The sequence below is a fragment of the Streptosporangium lutulentum genome (assembly GCF_030811455.1).
GTDB classification, from domain to species: Bacteria; Actinomycetota; Actinomycetes; order Streptosporangiales; family Streptosporangiaceae; genus Streptosporangium; species Streptosporangium lutulentum.
In genome coordinates, this window is record NZ_JAUSQU010000001.1 from 5,246,336 (window position 1) to 5,270,092 (window position 23,757).

The following is a 23,757-nucleotide window of genomic DNA, read 5'->3' on the forward strand; positions in this document are numbered from 1 at the left end:
CTCAGTCGGACCAGTCGATGGCCAGGGCGAGTTCCTGCTCGGGCAGCGGCTCGAATTCCTTGATCGTGTTGAGAGAGGCGCCCATGGCCGCGTTGGCTTCGCGCTCGACCATCACCTCGACCAGCACGGGGAGGCGTTCGCGCTCGGATTCGGCCGAGGCCCAGGCCAGCGCGTCACGGATGTCACCCGGCTGCTCGACACGCCGGGCCGGGCAGCCGAACGCCTCCATGAGTTTCACGTGGTCGACGCCGCCCTCTCCGTAGTGCAGGTCGACCGCGTAATTCATGTCGTAGGGCATCTCGGCCTGCCGGATCAGACCCAGATACTCGTTGTTGATCATCACGATGACAAAGGGGATGCGATACTGCGCGGCCACCGCGATCTCCTCCATCAGGAACTGGAAGGAGTAGTCGCCCGCGACGGCCACCACCTGGCGCTCGGGGTAGGCGCACTTGACCCCCATCGCGGCGGGCACCTCCCAGCCCAGCGGTCCCGCCTGCCCGCAGACCAGATAGCGCCTGGGCAGGTAGGTCTTCTGGAACTGCCCCGACCAGATCTGGTAGAGGCCGATCGCGGTGACGAACGTCGTGTCGGGACCGTAGTAGTCGTTGATCTCACGGAAGACCCGCGGCGGCTTGATCGGCACGTCGTCGAAGTCGTCGCGCCGGAGCAGCGTCCGGCGCAGCTCGGTGACCCGGTCGGGCCATCGTCCGGGCTCGCGCTCCTTGGTACGGCGGCGCGCCTCCTGGCCCATGGCCGCCAGCGTCGGCCGGGCGTGGCCGACCACCCCGAGGTCGGGCTCGAAGACCCGGCCGATCTGGGTGGGTTCGATATCGACGTGGATGAATTTGCGGCCCTTCCGGTAGGTCTCCAGGTCACCGGTGTGCCGATCGCCGAACCGGGCGCCCACCGCCAGCACCAGGTCGCTCTCCAGCAGAGCCGCGTTGCCCCAGCGGGTCTGGGTCTGGATGCCCGCCATTCCCGCGAAGAGGGGATGGTCTTCGGGAAAGGCCCCCTTGCCCATCAGGGTCACCTGGACGGGGATCTGCAGATGCTCGGCCAGCGCGCGGAGCTCGGTGGCGGCGTCGGCGATGACGACTCCTCCACCGGCCAGGATCAGCGGCCGCGACGCGCCCATGAGCAGGTCCATGGCGGCCCTGACGGCCGCCGGCTGGGGCTCGGGGAGCTCCACGGGGAACGGGCTGTCGATCTCCCGGTCGTACAGGCAGGTGCCGCGCTGCACGTCGATCGGCAGGTCGATGAGGACGGGACCCGGCCGTCCCGACCGCGCGATCCTGAAAGCCTCCCTGAACACCCAGGGGGCCTGGGCCGGCTCCTTGAGCTGGACCGCCCACTTGGTGACCGGCCTGGCGATCTCCACGATGTCGACCGCCTGGAACGACTCCTGGTGCAGCTTGGCCCGGGGCGCCTGCCCGGTGATGCAGATCATCGGGATCGAGTCGGCGAGCGCGGTGTACAGCCCAGTGATCATGTTGGTGCCGGCCGGGCCCGAGGTGCCGATGCAGACGCCGACGTTGCCCGTGACCCGCGCCCAGCCGTCGGCCGCGTGCGTGCCCCCCTCTTCGTGCCGGACCGTGACGTTTCGGATGGCGCTGTGCTGGAGCGCCGCGTAGAGCGGAAGGATGGCCGCTCCCGGAATGCCGAAGACGGTGTCGACGCCCTCGGACTCCAGGACGGCGACCACGGCCTCCATACAGGGAATCCGCTTCACCGGTTGATCCTTTCAATCACCTTGAGCAGGGCGGAGTGGTCCAGCGATCCGTGCCCCTGGGCACGGGCCGCGGCGATGAGCTGGGCGACCAGGCCGGTGAACGGGAGGGACACTCCCGCCTCCCGTGCGGCGGCGATCGCGATGCCCATGTCCTTGTGGTGCAGGTCGATACGGAATCCAGGGGCGAACTCCCGCTTGATCATGGATTGCCGCTTGAGGTCGAGGATCCGGGAGCCCGCCAGCCCGCCGGCCAGGACGTCCAGCCCGCTGCTCGGATCCACCCCCGAGGCTTCGAGCAGCACGATCGCCTCGGCGACCAGGCCGTAGATCCCGCCGACGACGAGCTGGTTGGCCGCCTTCACCGTCTGCCCGGCCCCCGAAGGCCCGACGTGCACGATCGTCGTGCCCACGACCCCCAGGATCGGGCGGACGGCCTCGAAGTCCTCGGAACGCCCTCCGACCATGATCGAAAGGGTGCCGTCGACCGCACCGCGCTCCCCGCCGCTCACCGGCGCGTCCAGCGCTCTGATCCCCTTGACGGCCGCGGCCTGCGCGACCCTGCGGGAGGTCTCCGGCTTCACGGTGCTCATGTCGAGGTGGATCAGCCCCTGCCCGCCGCACTGCAACAGGCCGTCGTCGCCGAAGGCCACCTCCTCCACCTGGGGCGAGTCGGGCAGCATGGTGATCACGACCTCCGCCTGCGCGACGGTCTCCGCCACGCTGCCGGCGGACTTGCCCCCGGCGGCGACGAGCGCGTCCATCCGGTCGCCGCTCATGTCGTGGCCGACGACGGTGTGCCCGGCCCGGACCAGGTTGGCGGCCATCGGGCTACCCATGATCCCGAGACCGATGAATCCGATGTTCATCTCAATCCTTCCAGCGTGGAGACCTTGGGCCCTGGCTGTGGTGGGAGGGGAGGAGGTTCACGGTCACTCCCCACTTCTCGTGTGCTCCGCGGACGGCGGGGTCTCCTGGGAGCTCCGGCCGCCCGCTCCGCCCGCCCGCTCACCCGGCATCCATCGGTCCGCCCACCCGAAGCTCTCCGCGCTCGGGCCGACGGGACGGTATTCGAGCCCGATGTTCCCCCGGTATTCCGAGGCGCGCAGGCGGTCGAGGATCTGGTCGTACGGCATGGCACCGGTGCCCGGCTGGCCCCGCCCGGGGTCGTCGGCGAACTGCACGTGGCCGAACCTGTGGGAGTTCTCGTCGATGAGGGCGAGCACGTCCTCGCCCATGCGATGGAGGTGGTAGAGATCGGCGAGGAAGGCCACGTTGGCGGCTCCCACCCGGTCGATCACCTCGAAGGCCGCGGCGGAGGAGACGATCGGGTAGGTGGGGCTCTCGTAGGAGTTGAGCGCCTCGACCACGACCGTGGCCCCGATCCCGGCCGCCGCCTCGGCCGCCCGTGACAGGTTGGACAGCGCCAGGTCGTGCTGGGCGTCCGAGGACAGCTCGGGCGCGCGGTTGCCGTAGAGGGCGTTGAGCACCCGGCAGCCGAGCGTGCCGGCCAGGCCCACCGCGACCTCGATGTTGGCGCGGAACCGCGCGGATCCGTCGGGCCTGGACAGCAGGCCGCGGTCGCCCGCGGCCATGTCTCCCGCGTCGAAGTTCAGGCCGACCAGACGCACCCCGGCGTCCTCGATCGAGCGGCGCAGCGCCTCGATCTCGCGGTCGGCCGGGCAGGGACGGTCGAAGGGCCACCAGAGCTCGACCGCGTCGAACCCCGCCTTGGCCGCGGCGGCGGGCCGCTCCAGGAGCGGCAACTCCGTGAAGAGGATCGAGAGGTTGACGTCGAATTTCACGGTGCCTCCCCGGACGCGACGGTCGCCAGAGAGGACTTCCCGGTCTCGCCGTAGAGCTGGGTCAGCGCCGAGCGCATCAGGCGGGCGGTCTCGCTCGGGGTCTTGCCGACGCGGACGCCCGCCTTCTCCAGAGCCTCCTTCTTGCCCTGCGCGGTGCCGGCCGAGCCGGACACGATCGCGCCGGCGTGGCCCATGGTCTTGCCCTCGGGGGCGGTGAAGCCCGCCACGTAGGCGACGACCGGCTTGGTCACGTGCCGCTCGATGTAGGCGGCGGCGCGCTCCTCGGCGTCTCCGCCGATCTCACCGATCATCACGATCGCGTCGGTGCCCGGGTCGTCCTGGAAGGCCTGCAGGGCGTCGATGTGGGTGGTGCCGATGACCGGGTCGCCGCCGATGCCGACCGCGGTGGAGAAGCCGATGTCGCGCAGCTCGTACATGAGCTGGTAGGTCAGCGTGCCCGACTTCGACACCAGGCCGATCCGGCCGGCGCTGGTGATGTCGGCCGGGATGATGCCCGCGTTGGAGGCGCCGGGACTGATCAGTCCGGGACAGTTGGGGCCGATGATGCGGGTCCCGCCTCCGGCGGCCCGGGCGTGCGCCCAGAAGGCCAGCGTGTCGTGGACGGGGATGCCCTCGGTGATGACCACGCAGAGGCCGATCCCCGCGTCGACCGCCTCGATGACCGCGGCCTTGGCGAACCTCGGCGGCACGAAGACCACCGAGACGTCCGCCCGGGTCTCGGCGATCGCCTCGGCGACCGTTCCGAACACCGGCACCCGCCGCTCGGCGAAGTCGACCGCGCCGCCGCCCTTGCCCGGCGTGACCCCGGCGACCACGTCGGTGCCCGCCGCGAGCATCCTGGCCGTGTGCCGTTTCCCCTCCGCGCCGGTCATGCCCTGCACGACAACCCTGCTGTCGCCTGTCAAGAAGATCGCCATAGTTGCCACTCCCTCTCAGCGCCCGCGTGCCCTCCGTCTGCCGGATCCGCGGGCTGGCCGTGTCTGGTTGGTCGGTCCGCTCATGCCGCCGCGAGCCTGGCGGCCTCGTCGGCGGCGCCGTCCATGGTCGTGACCTGGTGGACCGACGGGTGCCCGGCCAGGGTGAGGATCTGACGGCCGAGCTCGGCGTTGTTGCCGTCGAGCCGTACGACGATGGGGCGGCCCAGACCGCGGTCGCCGAGCAGTTCGAGGGCGGAGACGATGCCGTCGGCGACCGCGTCGCAGGCGGTGATGCCGCCGAAGACGTTGACGAGGACCGATCTGACGTCGGGGTCGGAGAGGATGATCTCCAGGCTGTCGGCCATGACCTGCGCCGAGGCCCCGCCGCCGATGTCGAGGAAGTTGGCCGGGCGGACGCCGCCGAAGCGCTCACCGGCCTGGGCGACGACGTCGAGGGTGCTCATCACCAGGCCCGCGCCGTTGCCGACGACGCCCACCTGGCCGTCGAGCTTGACGTAGTTCAGGCCCTTGGCGTGGGCGCGGGACTCCAGCCCGTCGTCGCCTTCCCGGCCGGCGAGGGCCGCGTGGTCGTGGCGGAACGCGGCCCCGGTGTCCAGGCTGACCTTTCCGTCGAGGGCGAGGATCGCGCCGCCGGCGGTCCAGGCCAGCGGGTTGACCTCCACCAGGAGGGCGTCCTCCTCCACCATGACCCGCCAGAGGCGGACCAGCGCCTCGGCCGCCGCTCCCCGGACCTCGGACGGGAACCCCGCCCGCTCCAGGAGCTCGCGCGCGGTGCTCTCGTTCATCCCGGTGAGGGGGTCGACCTCCATCTTGATCAGCGCCTCCGGCCGGTTCGCCGCGACCTCCTCGATGTCCATGCCGCCCTCGGTCGAGGCCATGGCGAGAAAACACCGGTTGGCCCGGTCGACGAGGTAGGCCACGTAGTACTCCTCCACGGCGACCGTGGCCGACTCCACCAGCACGGTCTCCGCGATGTGGCCCTTGATGTCCATGCCGAGGATCCGCCGCGCCTCGTCCCGCGCCGAGCCGGGGCCGGGGGCGGCCCGCACGCCCCCGGCCTTGCCCCGGCCCCCGGTCTTCACCTGGGCCTTGACGACCACCGGGACTCCCAGGTCCGTCGCGATCCGGTGGGCGTCCTCCGGAGTCTCCGCGACCGCGCCGTCGGGGACGGGCACCCCGTGCCGCGCGAAGAGCTCCTTCGCCTGATATTCGAACAGGTCCACGCGGCCTCCCCTAATACGGTTCTTGTACACGGTATACCGTATGGAAATCTAGCCGTCCAGCCCTCGACAAGGACCACTCGTGGCGGATATTCCATACAGTATGGAAAAAACGCAGCTGGTCCGAGACTGGCGCGGGCGTGACTACCTCGTCGGCGACAGCTCGCAGGATCTGATCAACCGCCCCAGGTCGTGGATGTTCTGGCTGCCCTGGGCGGCCATGGCCGCCATCGGCCCCATGCAGTACGGCTACGCCGCGGCCGTACCCGCGCTCCTGGACAGGCACGGGTGGCCGGCCGTCGCGGCCCTGGCGCCGCTGGCCGTCTGGATCGTCTGCCAGGCCGCCGTCGCCCTGCCCACGGCCCTCCTCCTGCGGCGCGGCGCGCTCGGGATCCGCGTCGCCCTGTGGGCCGGAGGTCTGCTCAGCGGCACGGCGCTGCTCACCGTGGCCCTCGCCCGCGACATCCCGACGATCATCGTCGGCTACGCGCTGCTCGGCGGCGTGGGCGCCGGCCTGGTGTACGGCGCGTGCACCGAGACCGTGGCCCGCTGGTATCCCGAGCGCCCGGCCTCGCGCGTGGGTTTCACGACCGGGGCCTTCGCCTACGGCACCGCCCCGCTCGCGGTGGCGGTCGGCTTCGACGGGAGCGGTCTCCAGCCGCTGTTCGTGGCCTCGGCGATCATCGCGTGGGCGGCCATCGGTGCGGCGGCGGTGTTCGTGCGCCTGCCGCCCCGGAACTGGTGGCCCTCGCACCTCGACCCGCGTACCTGGGCCCTCGACGGACTCGCGCTGCGCAGGGAGCCGCGGGCGGTGCGGCAGTTCTCCCTGGGCCAGGCACTGCGGACGGGATCGCTGCCCACGCTGGTGCTGATCCTGGTCTGCGCGGGCGCGGTCTCCATCTTCGACGTGGTGGCCCTGGCGACCTCCGGCGCCCTGGCGAGCTCGGCGACCGCGACGGGGGCCGCCGGGGTGACGTTCGACGGCGTGGCGCCCTGGGCGGCCGTCGCCCTGCTCCTGGTGCTGAACGGCGCCGGACGCGCCTGCGCGATGCTCGCCGCCGAGGTCGCCGGGCGCGGGCGCACCCTCAGCGCCGTCCTCGCGCTGCTCACCCTCGGGCAGTTACTGCTGGCCTGGGGGGCGGTGACGGGATCGGAGGCTATGCTTTTGGTGGCGACGGTGCCCGCCGGCTTCGGTGGGGGCGCGTTCTACCCGCTCATCGCCAGCCTGGTGCGCGAATACTTCGGCGAGGAGCACATCGCTCCGATCAATGGCGTTGTCTACAGCGCCAAGGCGGTCGCCGGGCTGGTCGGCGTCGGGCTCGCGGGCCTCGCGCTGACCGTGTCGGATCATGCGGCGATCTTCTTCCTCGCCGCGGCGCTGGTTCTGGCCGCGGCGGCCCTCAGCACTACGCTGCGTCAACCGGGTCATCCGGTCACACTGCCGCGATGAGCGATGATGTGATCAGACTCACCACGGAGAGTCTCCCCCGAACTGTATACTGTAGGCAGTCGACGACAAACAATAGGCCATCCAAGCAAAGGGGGCCGCGTCGTCTCATCCTGGAGCTGAACACACATGGTGCGGTCGGAATTGGCGAACTCGGGGGCGGCGCCCAAGATCCCGCGCCCGGCCACCCTCCGGGAGAGCGTCTTCGAGGCGATCTTGGAGCTCATTGTCAGCGGCGGTCTCAGCCCCGGTCAGCATCTCGCGGAGAGTGATCTCGCGGAGCTTCTGGGCGTTTCCCGCCAGCCTGTCCGCGAAGCCCTCCAGATGCTCAACGGGGAGGGCTGGGTCGACCTGCGTCCCGGCCACGGAGCGTTCGTCCACGCGCCGACCGTGCAGGAGGCCGACCAGCTGCTCGCCGTACGCTCGCTGCTGGAGACCGAGTCCGCACGGCTGGCCGCCCTGAACCGGGAGGACGACGGCGTGGCACGGCTCCGCGAGCTGTGCGCGCGGGGGCTCAGCGCGCTGGAGGCCGACGACATCGAGGGGTCCGTCGCGGCCAACTCACAGCTGCACGCCCTGGTCACCGAGCTCTCCGGCAACGCGGTGCTGGCCGAACTGGCCTCCCAGGTCTCCCGCCGCGTCCGGTGGTACCACACGCCGGTGGCCCGCCAGCGCGGCCGCGACTCCTGGGAGGAGCACGCGCTGCTGATCGACGCCATCGAGGCGGGCGACGAGACCCGGGCCGCCCAGATCATGCGCGACCACACCGAGCACACCCGCTCGTCCTACCTCGATCAGCGAACGTCCGAACCGGACGAGGCCGCCGAGCCGGCGGCACCCGCCGCACGCCGGAGACGCCCGCGCTCACTCAGCCCAAGCTGACCCGAACCGACCTGACTCGACCCGACTCGGACCCGGCCGAACCCGGCTCGAACCCGAACCGGCCGACCTGACTCGAAACGACCCGCTCGCAGCGGATCGCACCGAAGTGAGCCGGGTCGCCCTGAATCTGCCGAATCGAACCGGTCCGCATCGAACCGATCCAGGCCGGTCTGCCCCGGGCCGAGTCGGCCCGAACCGGGTGATGCGAGTCCACCCCGGTGCGCGCCGATCCGCCGTGGGCTCACGCGGCGCGTGCGGACCCGGCGCGAACCGACTCGGGCATGTGCGAACTCGGGCACGAGCCGACCCGGGCGCATCGGACCCGGGCACGTGCGGACCCGGCGCGAGCCGGCCGGGCGCGTGCCGGATCCGAAGCGGGCTCCCCCAGAGAGAGCCGGGCCGACTCCCGCCAGGACGACACCAATCAATCCGACACAGATCGGCCGTTTCTGGACCTGCCTGACGTGAGCCGGGCCGTTCCCGAACCGTTCCGATGCGCCCCGGTTCGCTTTCACCGATCCGGGGCGGAACGACATCTCCCAAAAACCGACGCGGATCTGGCTGTTCCAACGGACATGCCAAAGATCGGACACTTCAATGAACTGGTACAAACCAGACCATTATTGACCCGGTTCAGCCGGGATCAACCCGTTCGGCATCTCCCCGCGGCCGAAGCCGGGAATTCCGACCTGCCTGGACCGGGTTTCCCACGTCGCCGACAACCGTTCGCCCGGCTCACGCCGTTCGGCTCCGCCCGGCCGCCCCACAGGCGTTTCCTCTCCGCCGGTCGGCCGGATGGCGCACCGCCGAGCACGCGTGCGACGGCTTGACCGTCGCCGCCGCCCGACGCACCGCCGAATCGCACAACACCGGCCCGCGTTTCCTTCCGGGATTAAAGTCAGGGGTTTCCACGCTGAGAACGATGCAGGTGAAAAGCCCGGCGCGAGCCGGTCGAGATCAGTTGACACAGAATTCACCCGCGGATTGTTTCAACGAAACACCCGGGGCAGATACTTAAGACCAGAATTGGATGGTGATGACCGATGAGAGCGTTTCTTAGGCGCTTCCGTTTTCTCTCCGACAGGACCGGAGGGTACAACGCGGACGGCCGCATGATGGGGCTCGGCCTCGCGACGGCCATGAGGAAGCACCGCTCGGCAGACGGCGTGGAGCGCCATCTGCGCCGCTGGACGAGCGAGGAGAGAGTCGACGTGCGCAAGTGAGCGAGCGGGAGGCCTCCCCCGAGGAGACCACCCGCTCGCGACGACTGCCGGTGCCTCAGCCGTCGGCGTGAACCTCGCTCCGCTTTCCGTCCGGATCAGCGGGACCGGCCTGGCCGGGCAGGTCACCCGCGTCGGCCGGCGGATCGGCGACGGCGCGACCGCGGTCGTTCCTCGACTTGATCAGGCTGAGGACGGCGGTGACCGCCAGGGTGCCGACGATGACTCCTAGCGAGACCATGATGGGGATCTCCGGAGCCCAGGAGACGCCGTCGTGGTGCAACGCCTCCAGCACGAGCTTCACACCGATGAAGGCCAGGACGATCGACAGGCCTTTGCTGAGATAGACCAGACGGTCCAGCAACCCTCCGATCAGGAAGAACAGCTGCCTCAGCCCCATCAGCGCGAAGGCGTTGGCGGTGAACACCAGATAGGGCTCCTTGGTGAGCCCGAAGATGGCGGGGATCGAGTCCAGGGCGAACAACAGGTCCGTGGTCCCGATCGCCAACATCACGATCAGCATCGGCGTGACGGCCCGGCGTCCGTCGATCTTCACGACGAGTGACGAGCCATGGTAGGCGTCCGTCGCGGGGACGAAGCGCCTTACCGTGCGGAGCGCGATGTTCTCGGAGAACTCCGCTTCCTCCTCCTCGTGGCCTATCAGCTTCCACGCGGTGTAGATGAGGAAGGCGCCGAAGATGTAGAAGAGCCAGTCGAACCGGGTCACGGCCTCCGCTCCGGCCGCGATGAAGACGCCCCGTAGGAGAAGGGCCAGAACGACCCCGACCAGGAGCACCTTCTGCCGGTAGCGGGTCGGCACCGAGAAACGACTCATGATGATCAGGAAGACGAACAGGTTGTCGACGCTGAGCGAGTACTCGGTGATCCATCCGGCGAAGAACTCACCTCCGTGGGAGGGACCGCTGAGCACCAGTATTCCCGCACCGAAGGCGACGGCGAGCAGTACGTAGAAGATCACCCACCGCGTGCACTCCCGAAAGGAAGGCTCTCGGGGGTTACGTGCGACGAGATAGAAGTCGACGGCCAGCACGAGCATGAATCCCGCGACCGTGACCAACCACACCCAGGTGGGGATGTTCATCCCGCTCCTCTCGGCGCCCGGTGGCGCTCCTTGGCCTGCCACCCCCGAATGGCGGTGTTCATCGCGCTCCTCTCTGCGCGCGAGTCTGAGTTCTCTGTGCTCGGGTCTGAGCGCGGCGGCGCTCCTTGGCCGTCCACATCGCCTCGGCGTGCTCGACGTAGACGGCGAACAGTTCGCGCGCCTGCGGATTGCGCTCCCGCAGGCGCATCAACCAGTGCGGCATGAGCCTCTCGTGCACCCAGATGAATCCGATCGCGAACCCGAGGCTCACCATGGCCTGGTAGGCCAGGAATCCCAGAACGCCGCCGGGGAGGGTGATCTGACCGAAGATGGCCAGGCCCGTGATCGTTTCCTGGAGCAACCGGGACAGGGGGAAGCCGACCAGCCAGTACAGGCCCGCCGGAGCGAACACCCCCGGTCTGAACAGCCTCTGCCCCAGCAGCATGCCGTACCCGGCCCCGAGAAGCCCGAGGGGAAGGGCCAGCGCCAGCGAGGAGACCACGGCCCAGCTGACGGACTGCCCCGCGAACAGGGTCAGCCCCCCAGCCATGGCACCGGCTACGACTCCGATCAGCGCCCCGGGAAGGGCGATTTCAGCGCGGTTTCGCATCAGCACAGGCCCCAGCTCACAGGACCACGCCGAAGGCGAACAGGCTGTAGAACAGCATTCCCAGGTAGAACACCGCTCCGAAGCCGATGATCAGGTTGGTCCAGATCTTCGGCCGGATCGGTTTGGGCAGCATGCGGTTGTTCACCAGGAGCAGCGTGACGCAGTAGGCGCCCATGGCGAACGTCGACAGGAAGGCCAGCGTGTCGAGAATCCCGCTCGGGCCGTCGGCCGGGCCGAACAGCAGGATCAGGATGCCGAACGCGATGACGCCCCAGAGGAAGCCCGCATACAGGCGGGACATCCCGAACTTCTTCGCACCGCGCACGAAGTGGTACGACATGTCCGCCTGCCCTCGGGAGAAGGAGTCGAACAGGCCGAGCGTGGCGTTGAGACCGATCAGCGCGATGAAGCCGAGGAAGACGACACCCAGCACCGAGCTGCCCGCCGAGGCGAAGGAGTCGGCCATGGCGTAGAGCGCGGCCTCCCGTTCACCCGATTCGATGACCTCCCGAATGCCCGGGGTGCTCCTCGTCGCCGCCTGGGCGATCACGGTGAAGGAGATCGTGACCAGCATCGTGATGCCCCAGAAGAGCAGGAGCGCGTCGAAGGTGACCCAGCGCCGCCACCCCTTCCACTTGCGCATCTCCTCGGGGTTGTCGGTGTCGAACATGAAGCCACGCGACGGCATGACCTCTTCCTCGCCGGCGTGCCGGAGACCGCGGACGGCGGGGATGTGAGAGCCCATGCCGGCCCCGGAGTCACGCAGGTGCAGGGTGTACCACATCTGCTGCATACCGGACGGTCCCGCGAAGGCGATCGCGCCCACGATCACCGGGAACCAGGCCGCGGACATCGCCTCCTCCGGCAGGTAGCCGAACGAGAACATCCCGGCGATGGTGCTCACCACGTCGTTCCAGGTGCCGACCATCGCCGCCACGATGGCGGTCCCGACGACGAGCGTGCCGATCAGGATCGACAGCAGGCTCTCCAGCAGGTTGTAGATCACCTTTGCCAGGCTGAAGACGACGCCGACCAGCACCAGCCCTATACAGGCTGTGATCACCCACGGTATTCCGGTGATCTGCTCGAAGGCCGCGGCTCCCGCCGACAGGTGCCCCGGCCAGATGTAGACGAGGATCGCGACGACGAAGAAGAACCACATCAGGGGCTTGAACACCCGGGCGGCGCCGAAGAAGATGCTCTCCCCCGTCGCCATGGCGTAGCGGGCCATCTCCAGCATCACCACGGCCTGCAAGGTGACGCCGATGAGGAACAGCCACCGGATCTCAGGCCCGAAGAGCAGGACGAGCCGGGGCCACATGTAAGACTCGCCCATGCCCACGCCGAGGGCGACGAGGAACACCGTCGGTCCGAGGATGTGGATCGACGGGGGCGCATCGGGCAGGGTGCGGATGGGCATCGGCTCCAGGCCGCCCGCCCGCCATACTCGTTCTTCCTGACCCGGCACAGCGTTGACCTGGCTGGTCTCCGCTGACGCCGGTGTTTTTGACGTGTCCACCTGAGGACCTCCTGGGGGGTTGGTTGATCCTGGTAGTGCCCCGATTCGCCCCCTGGCTCATGACGCGGTCAGCCGTTCAGCAGACCTGCCGCCCTCGCCCAGCGATATTTCGCGCCGAGCACCGCCACCGGCTTCTCGGTCGTGTAGGGATAGGCGATCACCCCGTTGGCGAACAGGTGATCGCAGGCCTCCTCGACCTCGGTGTCACCTGCCAGCGACGCCACGACGGGCTTGTCGTTGCCCTTCGCGCGCTCTTCGGCCACCACGCGCGCGACCAGCTCCGCGAAGACCATCGGCGGGGTCACGATCGTGTGCCAGTAACCGATCACCAGCGCGTGGACGCGAGGGTCCGCCAGACCGAGCCTGATGGTGTTCTCGTAGGTGCTGGGCGGTTCGCCACCGGTGATGTCGACGGGGTTGCCCGCCGCGCCGAAGGGCGGGATGTAGGCGCGGAAGGCCTCGTCGAGATCCGGCGGGATCTCCATGAGGGACAGTCCGTTGTCCACGCAGGCGTCGGAGAGCAGGACACCCGAGCCGCCCGCCCCGGTGATGATGACGACGTTCTCGCCCTTGGGCGTGGGCATCAACGGCAGTGACCGCGCGTATTCGAGCATGTCGTTGAGGCCCGGGGCCCGGACGACCCCCGCCTGGCGGAGGATGTCGTCGTAGACCTTGTCGTCGCCGGCCAGCGCGCCCGTGTGCGAACCTGCCGCCCGGGCGCCCATCGCGGTGCGCCCGGCCTTGAGCACGATCACCGGCTTCTTGCGGATGATCCGCTGGGCGGCCTCGACGAACCCGCGCCCGTCCTTGAGGTCTTCCAGGTGCATGGCCACGCAGTTGGTGTTGTCGTCCTGCTCGAAGAACGTGAGCAGGTCGTCCTCGTCGACGTCGGCCTTGTTGCCGACCCCGACGATCGCCGACACCCCCATCCCCGACGACCGGCTGAAGCCGAGGATGGCCATGCCGATGCCCCCGCTCTGCGAGGTCAGCGCCACACCGCCCTTGACGTCGTACGGCGTGCAGAACGTGGCGCAGAGGTTTTCCGGGGTGTAGTAGTAGCCGTAGATGTTGGGGCCGAGCATCCGCACGCCGTGCTTGCGGGCGATCTCGACGATCTCGGCCTGGCCCTCGACGTTCCCGGTCTCGGCGAAACCGGACGGGATCATGATCGCGCCCGCCACGCCCTTGCGCCCGACGTCCTCCAGGGCCGCGGCCACGAACTTGGCGGGAATCGCGAAGACCGCGACGTCTACCTCGCCCGGCACGTCGGAGATGCTGCGGTAGGCGGGCAGTCCCAGGACCTCGGGGGACTTCGGGTTGATCGGGTAGATGTGGCCCCGGTAGCCACCGTTGATCAGGTTGCGCATGACCGAGTTGCCGATCTTCCCGGTCTCCTCGGAGGCTCCGATCACCGCGACGGAGCGCGGCTTGAAGATCCGGTTCATCGAGGCGAGGATCTCCTCGCGCGACAGCCGTGCCCTCTCCTGCGGGACCTCCTCGGCGAGCAGGATGCGCACGTCGGCCGCCGTCGCCCCGTCCGCGGTGGCGAAGACGGGGTTGAGGTCGACCTCGGCGATCTCCGGGAAGTCGCCGACCAGCGCGCCGACCCGCTCGATCATGTCCGCGAGTGCCTCCCTGTTCGCCGGCTCCGCCCCACGGACACCACGCAGCACTTCGGCCGCCTTGATGTCATCGAGCATCCCGAGTGCATCATCACCCGAAAGGGGGGCCAATCGGAAGGTCACGTCCTTGAGGACCTCGACCAGCACGCCGCCGAGTCCGAAGGCGACGATCTTTCCGAAGGTGTCGTCGGTGACGGCGCCGATGATCACTTCGTGCCCGGCGCCGACCATGGCCTGCACCTGGATGCCGTCGATCCCCGCCTCGGGGTTGTAGGCACGCGCCGCGGCCATGATCTGGTCGTATCCGGCGCGCACCGCCTCGGCGTCACGCAGGCCGACGAGCACGCCTCCCGCCTCGGTCTTGTGCAGGATGTCGGGAGAGACGATCTTCAGCACCACCGGCAGGCCGATCTCCTCCGCGATGGACACCGCCTCGTTCGCCGAGGTCGCCAGCCCCTCGCCGGGGGTCGTGATCCCGTACGCGTCGCAGATTCGCCTGCCCTCGGGCGCGGTCAGCGCCGTGCGGCCCTCCGCGCGGGCTTTCTCCAGCAGCTCTCGCACGGCTGCCTGGTCATATGTCATCAGATGACTCCGTTCGTTTTCAGATCTGCCAGATCCTCGGCGGTCAGGCCCAGGCCCGCGTAGATCTCGGTGTTGTGCTCTCCGAGCAGCGGCGGGCTGGTGACGTCGACCGGCGAGTCGGACAGGTGCAGCGGGCTGCCGACCGTCGTGAACGAACCGCGCTCGGGGTGGTCGACCTCGACGAGCGCGCCCTCCCTCCGGAGGCTCTCGTCCTCCAGCAGTTCCTTGGTCGACAGGATCGGCCCGCACGGGATGTTGACGGCGTTGAGCCGGTCGAGGACCGTCCACTTGTCCTGGCCGCTGCTCCATTCCTCGATGAGCTGGAACATCTTGTCCAGCTTGGGTAACCGCGCCTCCGGGGTGGCCCACTCGGGGTCCTCGGCCAGCTCGGGGCGTCCGATGATCCCGGCGAGCGGCGCCCAGCCGACGGGCTGCACGATGACGTAGATGTAGTCGTTGGGGCCGCCCGGGGCGCACCGCACGGCCCAGCCGGGCTGGCCGCCGCCCGAGGCGTTGCCCGAGCGGGGGACCTCGTCGCTGAAGGACTTGTTGGGATACTCCGTCAGAGGTCCGGAGGTGAGCCTCTGCTGGTCGCGGAGCTTCACCCGGCACAGGTTGAGCACGGCGTGCTGCATGGCCACCTGGACGCGCTGGCCCCGGCCGGTCTGCTCGCGCTGGTAGAGCGCGGCCAGGATGCCGGCGAGGGCGTGGACGCCGGTGCCCGAGTCGCCGATCTGTGCCCCCGTGGCCAGCGGCGGCCCGTCTTCGAAGCCGGTGGTGCTCATCGAGCCGCCCATCGCCTGGGCGATCACCTCGTAGGCCTTGAAGTCGGCGTAGCGCCCCGGGCCGAAGCCCTTGATCGAGGCGTAGATCAGCCGGGGGTTGAGCTCCTGGAGCCGCTCCCAGGGGAAGCCCATCCGCTCGACGGCCCCGGGGCCGAAGTTCTCCACGAGGATGTCGGACTCACCCACCAGCTTGGTGAAGATCTCCTTGCCGCGCTCGCTCTTCATGTTGAGGGTGATGCTTCGCTTGTTGCAGTTCAGCATCGTGAAGTAGAGGCTGTCGACGCCGGGGACGTCGCGCAGCTGCTTGCGGGTGATGTCGCCCGAGGGCGCCTCCAGCTTGACCACGTCGGCGCCGAGCCAGGCCAGGAGCTGAGTGCAGGACGGACCCGACTGCACGTGGGTCATGTCGAGGACGCGGACACCATCCAGTGCCTTCATGGGGAGCTCTCCCTCACTTGTACATGGTCTGGTTCATGGTTCCGGGGGCGTATACGTCTGGATCGACCCATACGTTGATCAGCGCGGGCTTGCCGGACTCGCGCGCCCGCTCCAGGGCCGGCCGGATGTCCGCGGGATCCCTGACCTCCTCGCCGTGGCCGCCCAGCATCCGGGCGAACTCGTCGTATCTGACGTCGCCGAGGGTGTTGCCGACCCGGCCGCGGTTGTCGCCGTACTTGGCGGCCTGGCCGTAGCGGATCTGGTTCATCGAGGAGTTGTTGCCGATGACCCCGATGAACGGGAGGTTGAAGCGGACCATGGTCTCGAAGTCCCAGCCGGTGAGGCTGAACGCCCCGTCACCGAAGAGGCAGAGCACCTCCTTGTCCGGGCGGGCGTATTTCGCGGCCATGGCGAAGGCGACGCCGACGCCGAGCGTGCCGAGCGGCCCGGGGTCCATCCAGTGGCCCGGCGACTTGGGCTGGACGACCTGGCCGGAGAAGGTGACGATGTCGCCGCCGTCACCGATGTAGATGCTGTCCTCGGTGAGGAACTCGTTGATCTCGTGCACGAGCCGGTAGGGGTCGATCGGCGTGGAGTCGGAGAGCTGGCGGGGCAGCCGCTTCTCGTAGGCGGCCGTCTCGACGGCGCGCAGCTCCTCCAGCCACGCCTTGCGCCCGGCCGAGCCGTTCTCGACGCGGCCGGAGGCCGCCTGGGCCGCGGACGACAGGACCAGCCCGGCGTCGCCGACGATGCCGAGGTCGATGTCGCGGTTCTTTCCGACGGTCCGGTAGTCGAGGTCGATCTGGACCACGGTCGCCGTGGGCGACAGGCGCTTGCCGTATCCCATGCGGAAGTCGAACGGCGTGCCGACGATGATGATCAGGTCGGCGTTGTTGAAGGCGTAGCGCCGGGAGAGCTGGAAGTGGTGCGGGTCGCCGGGGGGCAGGGTGCCCCGGGCGGAGCCGTTCATGTAGGCGGGCACGTTCAGGGCGCGGACGAAGTCGATCGCGGCGTCGGTGCCCCGGGTGGTCCACACCTGGCTGCCCAGCAGCACGCAGGGCTTCTCGGCGTGGGCCAGCAGGTCGGCCAGGCGCTCGATCGCCTCGGGGTCTCCGGCCTGGCGGGTGGAGGCCCGGTAGCGGCCGGCCTCGGGGATGCGCGCCTTGGACAGCGGGACGCTGGCGTCGAGCACGTCGCGGGGGATCTCCAGGAAGGACGGCCCCGGAGCGCCGTTGAAGCACTCTCTGAAGGCCATGGACACGAGGTCCGCCACCCGCTCGGTCCCGGGGACCGTGGCCGCAAACTTGGTGATCGGGGTCATGATGTCGACGTGCGGCAAGTCCTGGAGCGAGCCCATCTTGTGCTGGCTGAGCGCTCCCTGTCCGCCGATGAGCAACATGGGGCTCTCCGCCCTGAAGGCGTTGGCCACACCGGTGATCGCATCGGTGGTGCCCGGCCCCGCCGTCACAACCGCGCATCCCGGCTTGCCGGTGATCCGCGCGTAACCGTCGGCGGCGTGCGCGGCCACCTGCTCGTGGCGGACATCGATGACCTCGATGCCCTCGTCGACGCAACCGTCGTAGATGTCGATGATGTGGCCGCCGCAGAGCGTGAAGATCACATCGATCCCCTCCGCCTTCAGCGCCTTCGCCACCAGGTGGCCTCCGGAGATCGTTTCCGGTGCCGTGTCCGCTGGCTGGGTCATTCTGGGGTCCTCTCGATTGTGTTCTCCATACTGCATACCGTATGAGGGCAATGGTTACCCCCACGGTCGGGCGATGTCTAGCCCCTTTGTGTGGGCAGAGCCACAAGTTGTGCGGGCAGAGCCACAAGCTCCACCGGTTCGCCCCTCCATCCGGGGGGTACGACCGCCAGCGCGTCGGCGAGCGCGGCCCCCCACAGCGACCCCGGCCGGTCGTGTCCGACCGGCGCCGCGCCCTGGGCGCCACGCCGTACCGCGACCATCCGGGTGTCGGTGGCGTGGGGCCGCACGGGACCGGCCGGCGCGTCCGGCGCGACCAGGACGGCCCGCTCCCCGGGGGGCTCCGGTTCGCCCGTGAGCGCCCTGAGCGCCGGGACGAGCAGCGTCAGCGCGGCGACCAGCGCCGCGTAGGGATTTCCGGGAAGCCCCGCGACCAGCCGCCCGCCGGGAAGCCTGGCGAGAAGCTGCGGGTGCCCCGGCCGCACCGCGACGCCGTCGACGAGGATCTCCGCGCCGAGCCCGGCCAGCACCTCCCTCAGGTGGTCCGCGGGCCCCTTCGACGAGGCCCCGCACACCACGATCACCTCGCCCGGCGGGCCGTCCCCGGCTCCCGACAGCGCGGCGGCGAGGGCCGGGGCGCCGTCGGGCAGCCACAGCGGCTCCTCGGCCCTTCCGCCCGCCCACGCGACCAGGCCCGGCAGCATCGGCCCGATCGCGTCACGCACCCGGCCGGGGCCCGGCAGCCCCTCGGTGACCACCTCGTCGCCCGTGACCAGCACGGACACCACGGGCCTCGGCCCGACCGGGAGCGTGTCGTGCCCGAGCGCCGCCGCGAGCCCGAGGACCGCGGGCGTGACCACCGATCCCGCGGCGAGCACGACGGTCCCCTGCGGGCAGTCTTCGCCGCGGCGGCGGATGTGCCGCCCCGGCTCGATCGCCCCCGAGACGGTCCTCTCCCGATCCGGCGCCGGCGAGTTCCCCCGCACGGCCGCCTCGTAGGGCAGCACCGCCTCGGCCCCCTCCGGCACGGGGGCGCCGGTGGCGATCTCCACCGCCGTGCCCGGCGCGAGCGCGGCGCCGAAGGCCTCCCCTCCGGCCAGCACGAGACCCGCGACCCGCCAGGGCGGAGCACCCGCGACCGCGTAGCCGTCCATGGCGGCCACATCGGCCCCGGGGACCGGGACGAGGGCGCGCAGCGGCTCCGCCAGGCGGCCGTACGCGAGCCGGAGAGGGACCTCCACGGCGGGAAGCGGCCCCGCGGCCGATGCCGCCACCCGGCGGGCGGCCTCCCAGGAGAGGGCGGCGGCGTGTCCGGTGGCATCGGCACGACGCCCGCCCGGCATGGGCGGCGATCCCCCCGCGGCCGGCGAATCCTCGCGCGGCCCACCGGCCGGGCCCTCGCACGGCTCCCCGGGTGACTCACGGGGCGAACCTCCGCTCGGCTCCTCGCCGGGGCCTTCGCGTGACCGCCCCGGCGGCGCCCCGGACGCGCCGTGACCTTCGAAGATCCTTTGGACGGCGGACAGGGTGATGACCATCAGCGCCTCCTTGACCGGCCTTTTTCCATACTGTATACCGAATGCAATATGGACGCGAGAACGGAGTCACTTGTGAAAGTCGCTGTTCTTGGCGCCGGCGCTATCGGCGCCTACGTCGGCGCCGCCCTGCACAGGGCCGGCGCCGAGGTGCATTTGATCGCCCGCGGAGAGCACCTCGCGGCGATGCGGAAGTCCGGCGTGCGTGTGCTGAGCCCGCGAGGAGACTTCACAGCCCATCCCCACACCACCGACAACCCCCTTGAGATCGGCAAGGTGGACCATGTCTTCCTCGGCCTGAAGGCCAACTCCTACGCGGCGGCCGGTCCCATGATCCGGCCGCTGCTCCACGAGACCACCGGCATCATCGCGGCCCAGAACGGCATCCCGTGGTGGTATTTCCATCGTCTTCCCGGCCCTTACCAGGGCCATCTGATCGAGAGCGTCGACCCCGGCGGAACGGTCACCGCCGCGCTCCCGCTGGAGCGCGCGATCGGATGCGTGGTCTACGCGGCGACCGAGATCGAGGCGCCCGGCGTGATCCGCCACCTCGAAGGCACCCGCTTCTCCATCGGGGAGCCCGACGGCTCCCTCTCATCCCGCTGTGTCGCGTTCAGCCAGGCCATGGTCGAGGGCGGGCTGAAGTGCCCGGTGGAGGCCGACCTGCGGCGCGACATCTGGATCAAGCTCATGGGCAACATCGCCTTCAACCCGATCAGCGCCCTCACCCGGGCGACGATGGCGGGCATCTGCCGCCACCGGCGGACCCGAGACCTCGTCGTCTCCATGATGCGCGAGACCGTCGAGGTGGCCCGCCGGGTCGGCTGCGACCCGGAGATCTCGATCGAGCGCAGGATCGCCGGCGCCGAGCGGGCCGGGGAGCACAAGACCTCCACGCTCCAGGACCTGGAGAAGGGCAAGCCCCTGGAGCTCGACGTGATCCTCGCCGCCGTCGTCGAACTGGCCGACCTCACCGGGACCGAGGTGCCCACACTCCGCGCGATCCACGCGGTCGCCGATCTTCTCGACGAACAGGTGCGAGAGAGCCTTGCCGCGGCGAGTTGATCGGACATACCGTAGACCGTATACAAGACTTCACTGAAAGGGCACGACGTCGACGCCCCCTCCGTGAGGAGGGGGCGTCGGGGTTCGGCACCACCGGACCCCGCCCCCCGCCGCGTCCCCCGGCCCGGCATCCGTACGACTCAGCCGCGACATCAAAAACACCCACAGACCGTCGACGCCGGGGTACGGCGGTTCGCCGGCGCGACGCAGAGAGCCCGGCCCGCGATTCCGCCCCCTTCGCCGGCCGGGCTCTCTGATGCCCTCCCGGGCCGCGCCGGCCTCTTTTCAGGACCTGTTGACGCGCGATTTTGACAACCATTTTCATTTGCGCGCATACTAATCCTCATGATGTCCGACTCCTCCCGACGTATCCGCATGCGCGCCGCAGGTCTGCTCGCACTCATCACCGCTCTCGCCGCCACCTCGGCCTGCGGTGCCGACGCGGCCGGCTCCGCCGCCCGGACGGGCGGCTCGCCGGGAGAGAAGACCGACGTCACCGCCGCCATGTATCCCTTGGAGTGGCTCGCCGGACAGGTGGGCGGCCCCGACGTGACCGTCACCGGCCTGACCAAGCCCGGCACCGAGCCGCACGACCTGGAGCTGGCCCTGACCCAGGTGGCCGGGCTGGAGCAGACCGGGCTCGTCGTCTACATCAAGGGAGTCCAGCCCGCCGTGGACGAGGCGGTCGAGCAGCACGCCGCCGACCGGGGTTTCGACGCGGCGACCGCGGTCGAGACCATCCCGGCGACCACCGAGGAGGGCCACGAGGGTGAGGCGGGCGGGGAGGAGCACGGCCACGACGTCGGCTACGACCCCCATCTCTGGCTCGATCCGGCCCGGTTCGCGACGGTCGCGACCCAGCTCGGCGAGAAACTCGCCGCCGCCGACCCCGCGCACGCGCAGGGCTACAAGGACCGCGCCGCCAAGACCGCGGCCGACCTCGGCGCCCTCGACGGCGAAATCGCCCGGGGACTGGGCACGTGCGCCTCGGACGTGATCCTCACCAGCCACTCCGCGTTCGGCTACCTCGCCGACCGCTACAAACTCCGCCAGGTCGGGATCAGCGGCCTCGATCCGGACGCCGAGCCCTCTCCCGCGCGCATCGCCGAAGTGGCCAAAGTGGCCAAGCAGGAGAAAGTGACTACGATTTTCACCGAGACACTCGTCAGCCCGAAGGTCGCCGAGGTTCTCGCCCAGGAGGTCGGTGCCAAGACCGCGGTCCTCGACCCGGTCGAAAGCCAGCCGGCGAACGGCGACTACCTGTCCGCCATGCGCCAGAACCTCACCGCACTCCAAACGGCACTCAGCTGCTCGTAAAGGTCACATGTGACATCCCAACAAACGGTTTTCACCATGAACGGCGGCCAGGTCAGCCTGGACCGCCGCCCGGTGCTGCGCGGCATCGACCTGACCGTCAAGTCCGGCGAGGTGGTGGCCGTGCTCGGCGCCAACGGTTCGGGCAAGTCCACCCTCATCCGCTCCCTGCTCGGCCTGATCCCCCTGACCGGCGGCACGACCCTGCTCTACGACACGTCACCCGCGCGGTTCCGCGAGTGGTGGCGGATCGGCTACGTGCCGCAACGGCTCTCGGTGGGCGGCGGGGTGCCCACCACGATCCGCGAGGTCGTCGCCTCCGGCAGGATCGCCAGGCAGCGGCGCTTCCGGCGGACCAGCGCGGCCGACCGCGAGGCGACCGCCAGGGCGCTGGCGGTCGTCGGCATGGCCGATCGGGCCTCGGACCCGGTCCAGGCCCTGTCCGGCGGCCAGCAGCAGCGGGTGCTGATCGCCCGCGCCCTCGCCGGGGAGCCCGACACCTTCGTCATGGACGAACCCACGGCGGGTGTCGACTCCGAGAGCCAGCGGCTTCTCGCCGACACCCTGGCCGGGCTCGTCGACCAGGGGAAGACGGTCCTGCTGGTCGCCCACGAGCTCGGACCGCTGGAGTCCCTGATCACTCGCGCCGTGGTGCTCAGGGATGGGTTCGTGTGCCATGACGGCCCGCCGCCCCAGGCGGTCGGCACGCACGCGCTGCCCGGCCACGACCACGTGCATCCCCATGGCGAGGAGACCTCTGTGAGCCCGCTCGACTGGAGGCCCGCGTCGTGATCGCGCTTCTGCAGTTCGACTTCATGCGGCGAGCGCTGATCGCCGCCCTGCTGGTCGGCCTGGTGGCCCCCGCCATCGGCACGTTCATGGTGCAGCGCCGCCTGGCCCTGCTGGGCGACGGCATCGGGCACGTCGCGCTGACCGGTGTGGCGCTCGGCTTCCTCACCAACCAGGCTCCCGTGCTGACCGCCGTGGTGGTCTCGATCCTCGGCGCCGTGGCCATCGAGCTGGTCCGCGCACGCGGCAGGACCAGCGGCGACGTGGCGCTCGCGCTGTTGTTCTACGGTGGCATCGCCGGAGGCGTGCTGCTGATCTCGCTGGCTCCCGGCGGCAGCAACGCCACGCTGATGTCGTATCTGTTCGGCTCGATCAGCAGCGTCCCCACGGAGGACGTGTGGGTGATCGGCTTCCTGGCGGTGGCCGTGCTCGGCGTGGTGATCTTCTTCGGCCGCGAGCTCTACGTGCTCTGCCAGGACGAGGAGGTCGCCAGGGCCAGCGGCCTGCCGGTGCGCTTCCTGAGCCTGCTGATCGCCGTCACCGCCGCGCTGACCGTGGTCATCGCCATGCGCGTGGTGGGGCTGTTGCTCGTCAGCGCGTTGATGGTGGTTCCCGTGGCGACGAGCCAGCAGCTCACCAGGGGCTTCAGAAGCACGATGCTTCTTTCTATGCTTTTTGGAATGATTGCTACTGTAGGCGGGTTGACCTCCTCGTTCTACGTCGAGGTTCCGCCAGGCGCAATCATTGTGATCGTTGCCCTCGCAGGGTTCGTTCTGGCCCTCGGGCTCGGTAGATTCGTACGCCGAAGCCGACCACAGGAGGCCAACTTATGAGTAACAGACGTGAGGCCGTCCACGCAATTCTGCGCCAGAGCGAGGGGTTTCGCAGTGCGCAGGACGTATATGCGGAAATGCGTGCAGAAGGCGCAAAAATTGGACTTACAACGGTTTATCGGGCGCTACAGGCACTCGCCGACATCGGTCATGTCGACATGCTCAGGACCGACGACGGAGAGTCGGTCTACCGCGCCTGTGCCAGCGGTCATCACCATCACCACCTGGTCTGCCGGACCTGCGGGCGAACGGTCGAGGTGGCCGGCCCCGCGGTGGAACGCTGGGCCGAGACGGTCGGCTCCGAGCACGGCTTCACCGAGATCACCCACACGGTTGAGATCTTCGGTACCTGCGCCTCCTGCTCCGACGCCCTCAAGATGGCCGGCGCGTCGAGCAGCTTCTGAGCGTCAGGACACGCCCGAACGCGGAGACCTCGAGATGACCGTCGCCTCCGCCGAGGCCGCAGAGCGCCGGAGCGCCGCGGCCACGGCTGCGGCCACGGCCGCGGCGAGGCGCGGAAACGCCGGGAAGGCCCGACGGTGCGAGGCCGCGGAGGCGCCACGAAGGCTCGCCGGAGAGATACGCTTCCGAGACGGCGA

General features: G+C 69.7%; 20 protein-coding genes. 8 read left to right on the forward strand and 12 right to left on the reverse strand.

Annotated features, from left to right (window positions below; translation table 11 throughout):
- Position 1 precedes the first annotated feature (1 nt).
- The 5 genes from gcl to sucC all read right to left on the reverse strand — a co-directional run bounded on the left by gcl (position 2) and on the right by sucC (position 5,716).
- On the reverse strand, positions 2 to 1,732 hold the full coding sequence (gene gcl / locus J2853_RS23435; protein ID WP_307561349.1) for a glyoxylate carboligase: 1,731 nt from the start codon (positions 1,730 to 1,732) through the stop codon (positions 2 to 4).
- A complete protein-coding gene (locus J2853_RS23440) occupies positions 1,729 to 2,598 on the reverse strand; it encodes a 2-hydroxy-3-oxopropionate reductase (RefSeq protein ID WP_307561351.1) in 870 nt (289 codons plus the stop codon). Before J2853_RS23440 ends, gcl begins: the two co-directional genes overlap by 4 nt.
- A 63-nt stretch (positions 2,599 to 2,661) precedes the next feature.
- Positions 2,662 to 3,534: a hydroxypyruvate isomerase family protein gene (locus J2853_RS23445; protein WP_307561353.1), complete on the reverse strand. Its 873-nt coding sequence runs from the start codon at positions 3,532 to 3,534 to the stop codon at positions 2,662 to 2,664.
- Positions 3,531 to 4,472: a succinate--CoA ligase subunit alpha gene (gene sucD, locus J2853_RS23450; RefSeq protein WP_307561355.1), complete on the reverse strand. Its 942-nt coding sequence runs from the start codon at positions 4,470 to 4,472 to the stop codon at positions 3,531 to 3,533. Before sucD ends, J2853_RS23445 begins: the two co-directional genes overlap by 4 nt.
- 80 nt (positions 4,473 to 4,552) lie before the next feature.
- On the reverse strand, positions 4,553 to 5,716 hold the full coding sequence (gene sucC / locus J2853_RS23455; protein ID WP_307561357.1) for an ADP-forming succinate--CoA ligase subunit beta: 1,164 nt from the start codon (positions 5,714 to 5,716) through the stop codon (positions 4,553 to 4,555).
- 100 nt (positions 5,717 to 5,816) lie between these two features.
- Between sucC and J2853_RS23460 the strand changes: the two genes are divergently transcribed.
- The 3 genes from J2853_RS23460 (at position 5,817) to J2853_RS23470 (ending at position 9,265) form a co-directional block, all read left to right on the forward strand.
- On the forward strand, positions 5,817 to 7,163 hold the full coding sequence (locus tag J2853_RS23460; RefSeq protein ID WP_307561359.1) for an MFS transporter: 1,347 nt from the start codon (positions 5,817 to 5,819) through the stop codon (positions 7,161 to 7,163).
- 126 nt (positions 7,164 to 7,289) lie between these two features.
- Positions 7,290 to 8,042, forward strand: coding sequence for a GntR family transcriptional regulator (locus tag J2853_RS23465; protein ID WP_307561362.1), 753 nt, complete (start codon positions 7,290 to 7,292; stop codon positions 8,040 to 8,042).
- A 1,043-nt stretch (positions 8,043 to 9,085) separates the two neighbouring features.
- Complete coding sequence (locus tag J2853_RS23470; protein WP_307561364.1) at positions 9,086 to 9,265, forward strand: hypothetical protein; 180 nt, start codon at positions 9,086 to 9,088, stop codon at positions 9,263 to 9,265.
- 55 nt (positions 9,266 to 9,320) lie between these two features.
- Here the strand turns inward: J2853_RS23470 and J2853_RS23475 are convergent, their stop codons facing one another.
- The 7 genes from J2853_RS23475 to J2853_RS23505 form a co-directional block, all read right to left on the reverse strand.
- Positions 9,321 to 10,364, reverse strand: coding sequence for a TerC family protein (locus J2853_RS23475; protein WP_307561366.1), 1,044 nt, complete (start codon positions 10,362 to 10,364; stop codon positions 9,321 to 9,323).
- Positions 10,365 to 10,422: 58 nt separating this feature from the next.
- Positions 10,423 to 10,980: a hypothetical protein gene (locus J2853_RS23480; RefSeq protein ID WP_307561368.1), complete on the reverse strand. Its 558-nt coding sequence runs from the start codon at positions 10,978 to 10,980 to the stop codon at positions 10,423 to 10,425.
- 10 nt (positions 10,981 to 10,990) lie between these two features.
- Positions 10,991 to 12,493: an Nramp family divalent metal transporter gene (locus J2853_RS23485; RefSeq protein ID WP_307561370.1), complete on the reverse strand. Its 1,503-nt coding sequence runs from the start codon at positions 12,491 to 12,493 to the stop codon at positions 10,991 to 10,993.
- A gap of 68 nt (positions 12,494 to 12,561) precedes the next feature.
- On the reverse strand, positions 12,562 to 14,697 hold the full coding sequence (locus J2853_RS23490) for an acetate--CoA ligase family protein (protein ID WP_307561372.1): 2,136 nt from the start codon (positions 14,695 to 14,697) through the stop codon (positions 12,562 to 12,564).
- Positions 14,697 to 15,920, reverse strand: coding sequence for a formyl-CoA transferase (gene frc / locus J2853_RS23495; protein WP_307561374.1), 1,224 nt, complete (start codon positions 15,918 to 15,920; stop codon positions 14,697 to 14,699). Before frc ends, J2853_RS23490 begins: the two co-directional genes overlap by 1 nt.
- Positions 15,921 to 15,933: 13 nt before the next feature.
- Positions 15,934 to 17,625, reverse strand: coding sequence for a thiamine pyrophosphate-binding protein (locus J2853_RS23500; protein ID WP_307561376.1), 1,692 nt, complete (start codon positions 17,623 to 17,625; stop codon positions 15,934 to 15,936).
- A gap of 77 nt (positions 17,626 to 17,702) precedes the next feature.
- Positions 17,703 to 18,965 carry a molybdopterin molybdotransferase MoeA gene (locus J2853_RS23505; RefSeq protein ID WP_307561378.1) on the reverse strand — a complete coding sequence of 421 codons (1,263 nt, stop codon included), beginning with the start codon at positions 18,963 to 18,965 and terminating at the stop codon, positions 17,703 to 17,705.
- Positions 18,966 to 19,232: 267 nt separating this feature from the next.
- Here J2853_RS23505 and J2853_RS23510 point away from each other — a divergent pair, with 267 nt between their 5' ends.
- The 5 genes from J2853_RS23510 (at position 19,233) to J2853_RS23530 (ending at position 23,562) form a co-directional block, all read left to right on the forward strand.
- On the forward strand, positions 19,233 to 20,222 hold the full coding sequence (locus J2853_RS23510; RefSeq protein WP_307561380.1) for a 2-dehydropantoate 2-reductase: 990 nt from the start codon (positions 19,233 to 19,235) through the stop codon (positions 20,220 to 20,222).
- 345 nt (positions 20,223 to 20,567) lie between these two features.
- Positions 20,568 to 21,539: a metal ABC transporter substrate-binding protein gene (locus J2853_RS23515; protein WP_307561382.1), complete on the forward strand. Its 972-nt coding sequence runs from the start codon at positions 20,568 to 20,570 to the stop codon at positions 21,537 to 21,539.
- A 36-nt stretch (positions 21,540 to 21,575) separates the two neighbouring features.
- Complete coding sequence (locus tag J2853_RS23520; RefSeq protein WP_307561384.1) at positions 21,576 to 22,328, forward strand: metal ABC transporter ATP-binding protein; 753 nt, start codon at positions 21,576 to 21,578, stop codon at positions 22,326 to 22,328.
- Positions 22,325 to 23,158: a metal ABC transporter permease gene (locus tag J2853_RS23525; protein ID WP_307561386.1), complete on the forward strand. Its 834-nt coding sequence runs from the start codon at positions 22,325 to 22,327 to the stop codon at positions 23,156 to 23,158. Before J2853_RS23520 ends, J2853_RS23525 begins: the two co-directional genes overlap by 4 nt.
- Entirely contained in the window at positions 23,155 to 23,562 is a 408-nt protein-coding gene (locus J2853_RS23530; protein ID WP_307561388.1) for a Fur family transcriptional regulator, read from the forward strand. Before J2853_RS23525 ends, J2853_RS23530 begins: the two co-directional genes overlap by 4 nt.
- The last annotated feature ends 195 nt before the right edge of the window (positions 23,563 to 23,757 follow it).